The sequence below is a fragment of the Bacillus sp. GC_Bacil_1 genome, from assembly GCF_026540675.1.
GTDB classification, from domain to species: Bacteria; Bacillota; Bacilli; order Bacillales; family Bacillaceae_G; genus Bacillus_A; species Bacillus_A cereus.
The window spans coordinates 256,169-269,388 of sequence record NZ_JALNUG010000005.1 but is presented as its reverse complement, the minus strand read 5'-3'; the positions used below and the strand labels follow the sequence as shown (position 1 = coordinate 269,388).

Sequence of the window (13,220 nt, the reverse complement as noted above, 5' to 3'; positions counted from 1 at the left end):
TTTACTATATTAATTTCGTCTGACAAACAGCAATATTATCTTTTGCTGTTTGGATGTTATCGTTTGGTGAAGTTATGATATTTAATCGTATGTATATTAGATTATTTAGTTTATTTTTTTATTTGTGTAGCTGGGCAGGAAGAAGTCAGAAAATATAGAATAAATATACATATGAAGCATCGTTTGTTTTTGGTGTGAATAGTAATTAAAGATACGCTAAAATATTTAAAATTGTAACGAAAGAGAGATTAAATAATAGAAGGAGCAACTTACATGGAAAATATATTAAAGGTATCTTCAAAATCAAGCCCAAATTCAGTCGCGGGTGCAATAGCGGGTGTACTAAGAACAAGTGGTAATGTGGAAATTCAAGCGATTGGGGCTGGAGCTATAAATCAAGCGATTAAAGCAATTGCGATTGCAAGAGGGTTCGTCGCTCCAAGTGGTATTGACTTAGCTTTTGTTCCAGCGTTTCAAGAGATTTCTATCAATAATGAAGAAAGAACAGCGATTAAATTAATTGTAGGCCCTAGAAAGAAAAGGTCTTAGTAGAAGAGAGTGTTACTATAAGGGGGAAAGACCAATAGACTTCCGATGTTAGATACGTTATTTTATGTAACCGATCCTTGGGTGTGGACATGGCATTATGCCGGACGCATGTCTGTTAAGTTCTCCTTAAACTTAGCGAGTGTTCTAGATACTTAAAAATAAACACCCTTAAAACTGCTCATTCTTTTCCCAAGATTCTAATAGACCACCTGTAATAGGTGGTCTATTTTTATTTATTTACAATTAATATACTTTGAAAGGAATTGTTAATTTTCATTTAGCATAGTCTCTAATTTATCTAATTCAATAAGTAGAGGGTCGTCAAAGCTTTTTACGAGACCGGTATCAGTATAGGCTCTCACTGCGCCTTTAATTCGACGAGATTCTAATCCGTCATTAGTATAATCGTTACTTTGCAGATAATTAGCTAAACGATTTAATCGTTTTAGTAAATCTTCATAGAATGGATCTTCTTTTTCTTTTTGTTTATTTTTTGTAATTTCAATTACTATCTTGATTTGACTTAATAGTACATTTGCATTTTTAGACATATATATATTTTCCTCCCTCTCCCAATTAAGATTATAAGATAAATAGAAGAAAAGTAAATATATAAAATTTAGATTATATTAAGGGGCATTTATTTATAGAAGAAATATAAAAAAGTGCTAACAAGTTTGCAAACGAACTTGCTAACACCTATAAGAAATAGACATAAAGTATCGCCGATATGTCGTCTTTGAAAATAGCTTTAATCAGTTACATCATACTTATACGAAATGCTCATAAAAACAGTCTTAATATCAAGAATAAAAACAGCCACGAATTAATAATAAGTAGTGATATCGTAGAAAAACCTTATCAAATAAAGACGTATTTAATAAGACCTATGAAACGAAATGAAACTATATAATATGAAAGTATATTTTTAGAACACAAGTTCAACAAATGGAAGGGGAATGTTTATTTATCAAGGGGATCTAATACAGTTTAATTAAAAGGTTATTATTTGCTCACAAATAATATAAAAACATGTGAAAAAATATGAAATACCCTTTTGAAGTAGAATATAATATAACAAATAAAAAGCGTCGCAAATGCTTGTATAACAGGCATTTGCGACGCTTTTATAGTTTTTCTGAACATAAAATAAACAACCCTAAAACTGTTCATTCTTCTCCCAAGATTCTACGATATAATGAGCAATCGTCGGATTGAAGCCTTTACCAACTAAAAACATAATCGCAGCAACTTCTGTTAATGCGTGTTCGTGTGATGTATGTTTTGCTTCATTTAAACCGTAATCTACCCATGGTTTTACGAAATCTAGTACGGGTTTCTTGAAAGGTAAAAACTGTGTACCGACAACTTGTTGAATTTGTTGTTGTGTTGGTTCAGTAATTGGTCCAGGTGGTAAGATTTGTGGTTGTGTAATGTCTAATGTTGGTCCTGGCGGTAAAATTTGTGGCTGCGTTGGATCTATTGTTGGTGGTTTAGGTGGTGAGACACGTGCGTCGTAGCTTGGTTGATACATTTGTTGTTGGTATTGCGGTTGTTGTGGTTGAGTTGTGTATGGGTTTTGTGGTGCTGCATATGGATTTTGTTGATATGGTTGTTCTTGGTTTTGTGGTGCTGCATATGGATTTTGTTGATATGGTTGTTCTTGGTTTTGTGGTGCTGCATATGGATTTTGTTGATATGGTTGTTCTTGGTTTTGTGGTACCGCATATGGATTTTGAGGATATTCATAATTTGGACGTGTTTCATATGGATTTTGTTGAAATTCAGTTTCTTGATTTTGCGTTGTTGCATATGGGTTTTCGTCATATTGTTGTTCTTGCTGTTGTAACTCTTGTTCTTCGTATTGTTCTGTGTATCTTTGTTCTTGTTGTTGAGGGTAAAATGGTTGCCTTGGATAAGGCGGTTGATTATTATAGAACATATTTATTCCTCCTTCATGATGATGCTTACCACTCAGTGTATGGGCGGACAAGAAAATATGTGATGAAAAAATGCGGGCGTGTTACAATAAGTAACTGGGTGAAGATAAAATGACAAAACAAGAAAAGATTCAAAAAACAATTACTTTTGTAAAACATATTTTAGAAAAAGATGCGAGTGGGCATGATTGGTATCATATTGAACGCGTACATAAACTGGCGATTTCTTTATCCGAGCAAGAAGGGGGAAATCGTTTTATAATTGAAATGGCAGCATTACTTCACGATGTGGCAGATGAGAAGTTAAATGAAAGTGAAGAAGAAGGAATGAAAAAAGTTTCTGATTGGTTAGAAGAGTTACATGTGGAAGAAGAGGAAAGTAAACATGTTCTTCATATCATCGCCAATATGTCTTATAAAGGTGGTCATGGCGGTAAAGTGGATTCACTTGAAGGGAAGCTTGTTCAAGATGCGGATCGCTTAGACGCCCTTGGAGCAATTGGAATAGCTCGCACATTTGCGTATGGTGGAGCGAAAGGGAGATTAATGTATGATCCAACTATTCCTCCGCGTGAAGTGATGACGAAAGATGAATATAGAAAAAATAACGATCCATCTTTAAATCATTTTTATGAAAAACTTTTGAAATTAAAAGACTTAATGAACACGAACGCAGCAAAACAAGAGGCGGAAGTTCGTCATCGTTATATGGAACAGTTTATTGAACAATTTATGAAAGAGTGGAATGCACAAATATGAAAATGTTAACTGTGGAAAACTTATCAAAATCATATGGAGAAAAACCGTTATTTGATGGATTATCATTTAGTATTGCAGAAGGACACCGTGCCGGAATTATCGGTGTAAACGGAACTGGTAAATCGACGTTATTAAAAATTATTGCAGGGGCAGAAATTCCTGATACAGGTGATATGACTCATTCTCGTGGGTATACAATTAGTTATTTATCACAGCAACCAGAGTTTGATGAACAACTAACAGTGCTAGAGCAAGTCTTCCATGGTGATACTCCTTTAATTCGTCTTCTTCGTGAGTATGAAAAGGCGCTATTACATATTGAAAAAGATCCAAGTAATGAAAAAGTACAGGAACAATTATTTGCAGTGCAGCAACGTATGGATGCAATGAGTGCATGGGAAGCAAATGCAAATGCGAAATCTCTTTTAACGAAATTAGGAATTACGGACTTCACTGCAACTGTTGGAAATTTATCTGGTGGACAGAAAAAACGTATTGCGATGGCGCAATGTTTTATTGAAACACCGGATCTATTAATTTTAGATGAGCCTACGAACCATCTTGATCATGAGACAGTGGAATGGTTAGAGGAATATTTAGCTCGATATAATGGCGCAGTATTACTTGTAACCCATGATCGTTATTTCTTAGATCGTGTGACGAATCGTATTTTCGAATTAGATAATGGAAAACTGTATAGTTATGAAGGGAATTACAGTACGTTTTTAGAAGCGAAAGCACTTCGTGAAGAACAAGAAATTGCGCAAGAATCAAAACGTCAAAACTTATATCGCCGCGAACTAGCATGGATCCGCCGCGGTGCAAAAGCCCGTTCAACAAAGCAAAAGGCACGTATTCAACGATTTGATGAGCTAAAGGGCCAAGAAGGGCCAGCTGCAAAACAGTCAGTTGATATTGCACTTAGCGGTAGCCGTCTTGGGAAAAAAGTACTTGAGTTAAAAGATGTGACGAAAAAATTTGGTGATAAAACGGTATTAAACAACTTTAATCATATCGTGAAACCAGGCGATCGCATCGGAATTATTGGAGCGAATGGAAGCGGGAAATCTTCGCTATTAAATATGCTTGCAGGTAAGTTATCTCCTGATAGTGGTGAAATTGAAGTTGGGCAAACTGTAAAAGTTGCTTATTATACGCAAGAAAATGAAGAGATGAATTTAAATCAGCGTATGATTGAATACATTAAAGAGATTGCAGAAGTTATTCATACAACAGATGGAAAAGTAATTGGTGCATCTCAAATGTTAGAACGTTTCTTATTCCCGACTCATTCACATGGTACACCGCTTGGTAAACTATCTGGTGGTGAAAGAAGACGTTTATATTTATTACGTATTTTAATGGGAGAACCAAACGTACTTTTACTTGATGAACCTACGAATGATCTAGATACACAAACATTAACAGTACTAGAAGATTATTTAGAAGATTTCCCAGGTGTCGTTTTAACTGTATCGCATGACCGTTACTTCTTAGATAAAGTAGTAGATGAACTGTTCATCTTTACTGGCGGAGGCGAAGTGCGTGAGTTCCTAGGTAGTTATACAGATTATTTAGAAATGGAAAAAACGAGAGAACTTATGGAGAAAGCGGAAGTTCAAAAAGAGAAAAAAGTAGTAGAAGAAGCTCCAAAACAACAACGTAAACGTAAACTTTCATACAATGAGCAGCGTGAATGGGAAACGATTGAAGATACAATTGCCGAACTTGAAGAAAAAATTGAGTCAATTGGAGAAGAACTTGCGAAAGTTGGATCTGACTTCACAAAGGCACAAGAATTATCTGAAGCACAGCAGAAAACAGAAGAAGAGCTAGAAAAAAAGATGGAAAGATGGAGTGAACTATCAGACATCGTTGAAGGATTAAAATAAAAACAAGCTGCATATATTGAAAAGTAAAGAGAAAAACTTTACACTATTGGTAGAACCTATTTTAGGAGGGAAAAAATGAGAACATCTAATCCAATGTTGAAAAAAGAGGCATTCCGTAAAGAGGGAGCAAGCGCTTCTGCGATGACGATTGGCGGAACAGTAGGCAAAACGTTCATTATGCTTATCTTGCTACTTGCAACGTCTGTCTATTCATACATACAGATGATGCAGGGGACGATGAAGATGCCAGTATTAATTGGTGCTTTAATCGTTGCGGCAATCATCGCATTTGCGTCTATGTTCTTCCCGCGTATTTCACCTTTTGGTGCACCAATCTATGCGGCGGTAGAAGGGGTTGTGTTAGGAAGTATTTCAGCAGTTTATACAATGAAATTTGGCGATTCTATCGTTTTAAATGCTGTATTACTAACAATCTCAATTCTATTTGCAATGTTAGTGTTATATGCAACACGCGTAGTAAAAGTAACGGATAAATTCCGTACAGGCGTTATGGCAGCAACACTCGGAATTATGGTTATGTATTTAGTCGTATTCCTACTAAATATGTTTGGTGTAACTGTTCCATACATTCACCAAGGTGGTACAATCGGTATTATTATTAGTGCAGTTGTTATTGTAGTTGCTGCATTAAACTTATTACTAGATTTCGATTTAATCGAAAATGGTGTACGTAGTCAAGCTCCGAAATATATGGAGTGGTACACTGCAATGGGACTAATGCTTACATTAGTTTGGTTATACTTAGAAATTCTTCGTTTCGTTTCTTACTTTACGAAAAATGACTAATAAAAAAAACCTGCATGAAAAATGCAGGTTTTTTTTATTTTCAAAGATATATTGAACGTATGGTATAATATGGATGTTATCAACTTGAATTGAAGGAGATGGAATATGATGAAAGAGAAGAAGGGGATTATGAAAAAACTATTTTCTAAAAGTTTTTTCATAGAACTAGATGAAGCTTTAACGTATCCATCATCTGAAGTTATTACTTCAGCGATTGAAGGATATGCAACTGAATGCAATGAAAGACTAAAATTTGAGAGTAAAGTTAAACCGATTACTTTTTACTTAGAAAATGTAATGTACCGTGCTGAAATAAAGATGGCTCGCGGAGGATATTACATATCTTGTACTGAAGTGTAATAAATTTTGAAACCATACATGTTTGAACTATGTATGGTTTCTTTTTTTGTTTTGTAAGGTCTAAAATAATACTTTTTACTTACGGATATATCATTTTGTGCTTTTTACTATTCAAATACTTCTCCTTACAATGAAGAAAAATATGTGAGGTGGTATAACTTATGATGAATCGAGTTGTATTAATCGGTAGATTGACAAAGGAGCCAGAATTATACTACACAAAACAAGGCGTTGCTTATGCAAGAATATGTATTGCGGTGAATAGAGGATTTCGAAATAGTTTAGGTGAACAACAAGTCGATTTTATTAATTGTGTGATAATATCTCCATAATCTCTAATGTACATAATTGTATTTTTAATCCCATCTATTAGCAGTATTAACGTTGAACTGAAATAGGTAGCTGTACAAAATTAATAACATGTACAAAAAGTATAGGTCATCATGATATATAATTGTACATAATAAAATAAACCTATATATAATAAATTAAAAATATTGCAAGTAATATAATTTGTGGTTTTATAAAAAAATTGATAATTTATAATAAATTTTGATAGAAATCATCTTTCTTCAATAGTTCATTAGAGGTACAGTGACTTTATATATTAAATATTAATAATAATCTAATTAAATGAAATGTTTAGATGTCTTTTTACCAAAAATCAAACAGAATTGTCTAGTTGGGTGTAGGGCATATCGACAACAAAACGTGAAGTTTGTACACTAAGCAAAATTTAGTATAAACCTACATTTATACTTAGAGTGAACGTTTTAAAAGTTAATCCAAGAATTAAATATGCTATTCCATAGTAGAATGATTTTAATTGAGCTTTATTCCAAACCAACATAATCACTTCCGATGAAAATAAAAATAGTGAAAATTTATTTTTCATGGGGATAATTTAGAAGTATTACGCCATTTACAAAATAATTATAGTAATTCAGTAGATATGATTTACATTGAAATATTAATAGGTAATTTAATACAATGTAAAATTAGCAGAGAGTGCTTGAATTAAAGGTTTCAGAGCCTATGCGGAATCTGAAGCCTTTTTATTTTGGTTTACATTTAGAGGAAGAGATAGTTTTATAATTTTTTTCTAAAGGAGTATTTAAATTAGAATGGGGTGTTACTGTATAAAAACAATAGGATTTAAATATCAACTAATATCAACTAATATTAAAATATATTGTAAAACAGAGTGACTTAAGGGTATAATATGAGAGTTATTTTTTTAATAGCATTGGAGTGAAAACCATGAATGAAAAAATTAATGATAGCTACATCAACATAGATGACGCTGCAAAATATTTAGGTATAAAAACGGTTACTCTGCGTAATTGGATAAAAAATGAAAATTGTGATATTCCGGCTCATAAAGTCGGAAGAATGTGGAAGTTTAAGTGTTCTGAGCTTGATGAATGGATAAAAAGTGGCAAAAGTGCATTTTAGTTAAATGCAAGGGGAAGGAAAGTATAATCATGATTGAAAACATTTTATATAATGATGACTGCATAAAATCAATGAAAAAAATTGAAACAAATAAAATTGATTTGATAGTTACTGATCCACCATATAATCTTGGGAATTTTATGAGAAACCGAGATACCAATCTAAAAAAAATGAGGGAAAATTTTTTCGCTACTGCTGGATGGGATGATATGGAATTTGATGAGTGGAAAGATTCAATGGACTCTTTTTTTGAAGAATCAGCTAGAGTTATGAAAAAAGGCGGATCTATGATTGTTTTCATGGCAATAATCAAAGTTGAAACATTAATTAGTTTAGCGGAAAAACATGGATTCTATTATAAAACCACTGGGATATGGCATAAAACAAACCCAATGCCGAGAAATATGAATTTACATTTTGTGAATTCAACAGAAGCATGGGTTTATTTTACGTATAAAACAAGAACTGGTACGTTCAATAATGAAGGAGCCTTATTCCATGATTTTATTGAAACTTCTTTGACATCCAGCACCGAAAAGAAATACGGGAAACATCCAACTCAAAAACCAGAAAGTTTGATAAAACATTTCGTAGAGCTTCTTTCTAATGCCAATGATTGGGTTCTTGATCCGTTTATGGGTAGTGGCACAACAGGTGTGGTTACGAAAAGACTTAGTAGAAATTTCATTGGTGTTGAATTGGATCAAGAATATTTTAATATTGCACAAAGCAGAATTGAGGAGATTGAGTAATGAAACCCACAGTAATTGATTTATTTGCGGGTGTTGGTGGGTTATCACTTGGTTTTGAACAAGAAGGTTTTGAGGTTGTATTAGCAAATGAATATGACGAATCAATAGCCAATGCATATAAAAAAAATCATAGAAACACTAAAATGATAGTCGGTGACATAGCGGAATTAGATATAAAAAATGTTTTTTGTCCATACGTTGGAAAAATAGATGTGATAATTGGTGGTCCACCATGTCAAGGGTTTTCTCAAAAAGGACAGCGAAAAACTATTAATGATGACAGAAATTTTCTCTTTAAGTATTTTGTCTCGGTTGTTGGATTGATTAAACCGATGTATTTCGTTATGGAAAACGTTCCCAACTTGCTGACGGCTGAAAAAGGCTACTTTAAAAAGGAAATATATGACTTGTTTAAGTCTTTGGGATATTCGCTAAGTTCAGGTGTTTTGAATGCTGCAGATTTTGGAGTGCCACAAAATCGTAAAAGGGCCGTTATTATTGGAAAAAGAGGACTCGCCCCAGCAGAATTCCCAAAACCAAAAAATGAAAAAAATACCATTTGGGATGCGATTAGCGACCTCGCCTTTCTAGAATCAGGTGAGGGAAATGAGGTGCAGGATTATAGAAAAGCTGCAGAAAGCTTCTATCAACAAGTGATGAGAAAAAAAAGTACGCAATTATATAATCATGTTGCAACTAATCATTCTAAAGTAGCTCTTGAAAGATTGAAGTTAATCCCACCGAATGCCGGAAGAGAGGTATTACCCAAAGAACATCTGACTAAATCCATATATAGTGGAACATGGACTCGAATGAGAAAAGATGAAGTATCTGTAACGGTAACAACTCGTTTTGATACGCCGTCGTCTGGTAAATTTACTCATCCATTTCTAAATCGTGCAATTACGGTAAGAGAAGCCGCACGAATTCAATCATTTCCGGATGACTTCAGATTCTTTGGTACAAAAACTTCTCAAATGAAGCAGGTTGGAAATGCTGTACCACCAATGCTCGCAAACTCTATAGCGAAGACAATATTAAATGACATGAGGAGATAATTACATGACACGTCCCTATCAATTAACTAAGTATGATGAGATTGATTTAAAGTTAGGAATCAAATCATCGTTACCAGAAGTTAAAAGCACACTAGGACTTGCAATTTTGTTTTTTGAAGCATCAGAAGGGAAATCAGAATTAAAATATTCAAAATCTCAAGGTAATCAAATCATTATTGATGATAGGTTGAAATCAAAATTGTTGAAAAAAAACCAGGATATTTTGAATGATGCAAGTATTACCGAAGAAGATTTTATTGAAATAGTGAATAAAAATCCTCTATTCAAGTCTCAATTAGAAGCTTTAATCGTTGTATTTGAGTTGATTTGGAAGTTAGCAGAAGTTGATTTTATTGATGATAAGCCTGCTAGTGCTGAGAGAACAGGTGGAGCAAGATTTGAAAAAGAAATTAATTTTACCATCAATGCTGATGTAATTCACGAGGTGATTGGAGACGACCGAGATGAGTACTATAAAGTATTGTTATCTTGGATTGGACTAACTGTTGAAAAAGAAAAGAAATACGAAGATAGATTAATTTCAATTCTTTCTATACTTTCTGAAGGTGCAATCTATAAATTGGTTGATGGAGAAAATGATATTATTTTCAACCAAAATAGTATTTACAAAGCACTTATTGATACAAAATCCAGTGTCAATATTAAAAGTGATAAGGAAGCAAAAGGTTCTCTAAGAATATTAAATTCTGCTCTAAAAGATGAACTGAATCCAAACGTATCATACAACAACTGGGTTGTTTCTGGAGTTGACGATAAAGAACTAGAGTTAGAAGAGTATCAAAAAAGAGTAGAGACCTTCCTTAAGTTGTCGTCGCAAAAAGTAAATACGATTGTCAATGAAGTTGATATTAATAGTGAAGCTGAAGAGAAGAATTTTTCTGAAGAAAGTTCTTCTTCGAATTATATAACTAACTTTAAAACAGATTTTCCACATAATCGAATTATTTTTGGAGCTCCAGGAACAGGAAAAAGTTATACTTTGGAAAAAGAGCGTAAAAAGCTACTCTCTGATGGTGGTGAATGCGAAAGAGTAACATTTCATCCTGATTATTCTTATGCAAATTTTGTAGGAACTTATAAGCCAACAATGGTAGAAACAGACCCACTTTTAAATGTAGACGGGGATGAAAAGAGTATCTTATCTGTGTTATTAGATGATAAAAAAACAGCACAGGAAAAATACGATCTACTGTATGATAAATTTAAAGATGGTGACTTAACACGTTTGCCGTTATTACTCGGGCTTTATACAGATGATAAATTTAATACCCGCAAGAAAGATGGTACTAATGCTGCAGGGGATAATAGTGTTGAGCGAAACCACGGAAGAGCAATACGTCGGTTTGTGAACTTGATTTCGAACAAAAATATTGTGTCTGAAATTTCGTATGAATATGTTCCAGGACCATTCATGAGAATATATGTAAAGGCATTGAAAAATGCTAGGACTTTAAACCCTAAACCATATCTATTGATAGTTGAAGAAATTAATAGGGCTAACGTAGCCGCTGTATTTGGAGATGTATTCCAGTTATTAGATCGAGATAATGACAATGTTAGTGAATACTCTATCCAAGCATCAGAAGATATGAAGAAATATCTTGCTAAGGAATTAGGTGGAAATCCTAATGAATATTCTGAGATAAAATTACCTGATAATATGTTTATTTGGGCTTCAATGAATAGTGCTGACCAAGGTGTATTCCCTATGGATACTGCATTTAAACGTAGGTGGGATTTCACTTATCAAGGAATTGATGAAGGTGAAGATGACATCAAAGAGTGTGAAATTTCTCTTGGCGAAAGTGGTGCTAAAGTAAATTGGAATCAATTAAGAAAAGCAATTAACGAAGAACTTCTTAGCTATAATGTGAACGAAGATAAGTTACTTGGTCCACATTTCATTTCTAAAGGAGCATTGCAAGATAGCCAAATATTTAAGGAGGTGTTCAAGAACAAGGTGATTATGTACTTGTTTGATGATGCCGCTAAACAAAAGAGACCTAGTCTGTTCTCAGGAGCAGTTAATCCAAGGTTATATTCGGCTATTTGTAGTGATTTTGATAAGAGAGGTATAGAAATATTCGCAGAAGGCATTCGGAATAAATTTGCTGTCTTTTCTGTAGAGGATGAAGAATAATGAATTCTATTTTTCTACGAGAACAAAAAAGATACAATCAGGAATTGCTAGTTAAACTTTTTAGTTGTTCAGAAGAAGAATTAGTTTCAATTTTAAAGAAACTAAAACAATATGGCGTTTTAAAGTCTGTGAAAAAATCTGATGAACAGAAAGCTTTATCTGACTTGTTAGATGAAGATATAGAAGTCGCTGATGTTGAGGTCGGCGAAAATGAGAATTTATACGTCTTCACGTATGTAGGTGTTATTACGATTGATAATCGCTTATTAATAATTTATCCTAAATATTTGCTGAGTATTGATACTCCAACTGAAGAAATGAAAATAGTCCTTAAAGTTATTGCAAAGTACAATTCTAAAGAACAAATTATCAGAATGTACAATGAAACCAGTGACAGTAGCGCTTTCAATCTTTTAGCAGTAATATTGTTTTTACTGAACGATTTCTATGAGTATGGGTCGTATATTAGCAGTAAAGATATAATTGAGATTAATGGAACAGGGGAAATTTTATGGGATAAGACCATAAATGAAACATTCACTTTGCTTTCAAATAATAGACCAATTTATCCAGATTTATTAACACGAAAAAGGATAAATGATGATTTTGATTATTTCAAACGTCTACATGAATACATATTGACTAAGGGTACAAAAGAATTGAGCGATGCTAATTTACTAAATCTTTTTGACATAATGGGCGTTGCGTTAACTGATGAAGAGATTTCAGACTTTGGAGATAAAGAGTATATTCTAGACCGAATTGAAAAAGAGTTGAATATTCAATTTAATACTAGGAAGCAGCTTCTTTTAAAGACAATGTATGCATATATTTCTTATGGTGGTACATTGGCTGATATGGATAGCTTTAGTATGTATGGAACAAATTCCTATAACCTAATTTGGGAAAAAATATGTGCGGAAGTATTGGATAATCAGCTTCAAACGCCACTTTCGTTTTTAAAGTTACCGAAGCCACTAGATAAGAAATATACTAAAAGTGACACTTTAATTTCGATAATAGAAAAGCCAATATGGAAATTTGAAGATGAAAATGGAGAAGAATATGAACACTCAGCCAAGAAGACATTAATTCCCGATTTAATTTCTGTTAATCTAGTTGATGATAAGTGCCAATTTATAATATTTGATGCAAAATACTATAATTTATTTTTGAATTCTAAAAAATTAAGTGGTCAGCCTGGAATTGAATCTATCACCAAGCAATATTTATATCAACAGGCATATAAGGAATTCACTTCAAAACATGGAATAGATGATATAAAAAATTGTTTCCTGTTCCCAACAGAAGAAGATTCAATTCAAGATAAAGGATATGTTCAATTATCGATGCTACACGGTTTAGGACTTGAAAATATCCAGAATAGAATGTTACCAGCGAGTATGATGTATGATTATTATTTAAAAAATAAGAAAATGAGTATACTAAAATTAAAACTATAAGTTTAAAATACCTAGTAATGAGAT

General features: G+C 33.1%; 12 protein-coding genes and 1 pseudogene. 11 read left to right on the top strand and 2 right to left on the bottom strand.

Going from position 1 to position 13,220, the window contains the following annotated elements; genetic code table 11:
* Nucleotides 1–273 precede the first annotated feature (273 nt).
* On the top strand, nucleotides 274–549 hold the full coding sequence (locus tag OXT04_RS10515) for a stage V sporulation protein S (protein WP_000427801.1): 276 nt from the start codon (nucleotides 274–276) through the stop codon (nucleotides 547–549).
* A gap of 266 nt (nucleotides 550–815) precedes the next feature.
* Here the strand turns inward: OXT04_RS10515 and OXT04_RS10510 are convergent, their stop codons facing one another.
* Both OXT04_RS10510 and OXT04_RS10505 read right to left on the bottom strand, forming a co-directional pair.
* Nucleotides 816–1,100, bottom strand: coding sequence for a hypothetical protein (locus OXT04_RS10510; RefSeq protein ID WP_023521790.1), 285 nt, complete (start codon nucleotides 1,098–1,100; stop codon nucleotides 816–818).
* A gap of 608 nt (nucleotides 1,101–1,708) precedes the next feature.
* Nucleotides 1,709–2,491: a hypothetical protein gene (locus OXT04_RS10505; protein ID WP_267414333.1), complete on the bottom strand. Its 783-nt coding sequence runs from the start codon at nucleotides 2,489–2,491 to the stop codon at nucleotides 1,709–1,711.
* Nucleotides 2,492–2,600: 109 nt separating this feature from the next.
* Here OXT04_RS10505 and OXT04_RS10500 point away from each other — a divergent pair, with 109 nt between their 5' ends.
* The 10 genes and pseudogenes from OXT04_RS10500 to OXT04_RS10455 all read left to right on the top strand — a co-directional run bounded on the left by OXT04_RS10500 (nucleotide 2,601) and on the right by OXT04_RS10455 (nucleotide 13,196).
* Nucleotides 2,601–3,248, top strand: coding sequence for an HD domain-containing protein (locus tag OXT04_RS10500; RefSeq protein WP_000165961.1), 648 nt, complete (start codon nucleotides 2,601–2,603; stop codon nucleotides 3,246–3,248).
* On the top strand, nucleotides 3,245–5,140 hold the full coding sequence (locus tag OXT04_RS10495) for an ABC-F family ATP-binding cassette domain-containing protein (protein WP_000783191.1): 1,896 nt from the start codon (nucleotides 3,245–3,247) through the stop codon (nucleotides 5,138–5,140). Before OXT04_RS10500 ends, OXT04_RS10495 begins: the two co-directional genes overlap by 4 nt.
* A 75-nt stretch (nucleotides 5,141–5,215) precedes the next feature.
* On the top strand, nucleotides 5,216–5,947 hold the full coding sequence (locus tag OXT04_RS10490; RefSeq protein ID WP_001260655.1) for a Bax inhibitor-1/YccA family protein: 732 nt from the start codon (nucleotides 5,216–5,218) through the stop codon (nucleotides 5,945–5,947).
* Nucleotides 5,948–6,052: 105 nt separating this feature from the next.
* Nucleotides 6,053–6,307 (top strand): DUF4318 domain-containing protein, encoded by a 255-nt coding sequence (locus OXT04_RS10485; protein ID WP_000975133.1) that lies wholly within the window; start codon nucleotides 6,053–6,055, stop codon nucleotides 6,305–6,307.
* A 161-nt stretch (nucleotides 6,308–6,468) separates the two neighbouring features.
* Nucleotides 6,469–6,627 (top strand): annotated as a pseudogene (locus tag OXT04_RS10480) (single-stranded DNA-binding protein); the annotation flags it as partial.
* A gap of 940 nt (nucleotides 6,628–7,567) precedes the next feature.
* Nucleotides 7,568–7,762 carry a helix-turn-helix domain-containing protein gene (locus OXT04_RS10475; RefSeq protein ID WP_001992799.1) on the top strand — a complete coding sequence of 65 codons (195 nt, stop codon included), beginning with the start codon at nucleotides 7,568–7,570 and terminating at the stop codon, nucleotides 7,760–7,762.
* 29 nt (nucleotides 7,763–7,791) lie between these two features.
* Nucleotides 7,792–8,514 carry a DNA-methyltransferase gene (locus OXT04_RS10470; RefSeq protein WP_001992829.1) on the top strand — a complete coding sequence of 241 codons (723 nt, stop codon included), beginning with the start codon at nucleotides 7,792–7,794 and terminating at the stop codon, nucleotides 8,512–8,514.
* Nucleotides 8,514–9,572: a DNA cytosine methyltransferase gene (locus OXT04_RS10465; protein ID WP_267414328.1), complete on the top strand. Its 1,059-nt coding sequence runs from the start codon at nucleotides 8,514–8,516 to the stop codon at nucleotides 9,570–9,572. The genes OXT04_RS10470 and OXT04_RS10465 overlap by 1 nt, the downstream gene beginning before the upstream one ends.
* A gap of 4 nt (nucleotides 9,573–9,576) precedes the next feature.
* Nucleotides 9,577–11,733 carry an AAA family ATPase gene (locus OXT04_RS10460; RefSeq protein WP_267414326.1) on the top strand — a complete coding sequence of 719 codons (2,157 nt, stop codon included), beginning with the start codon at nucleotides 9,577–9,579 and terminating at the stop codon, nucleotides 11,731–11,733.
* On the top strand, nucleotides 11,733–13,196 hold the full coding sequence (locus tag OXT04_RS10455; RefSeq protein ID WP_267414324.1) for an LlaJI family restriction endonuclease: 1,464 nt from the start codon (nucleotides 11,733–11,735) through the stop codon (nucleotides 13,194–13,196). Before OXT04_RS10460 ends, OXT04_RS10455 begins: the two co-directional genes overlap by 1 nt.
* Nucleotides 13,197–13,220: the final 24 nt, after the last annotated feature.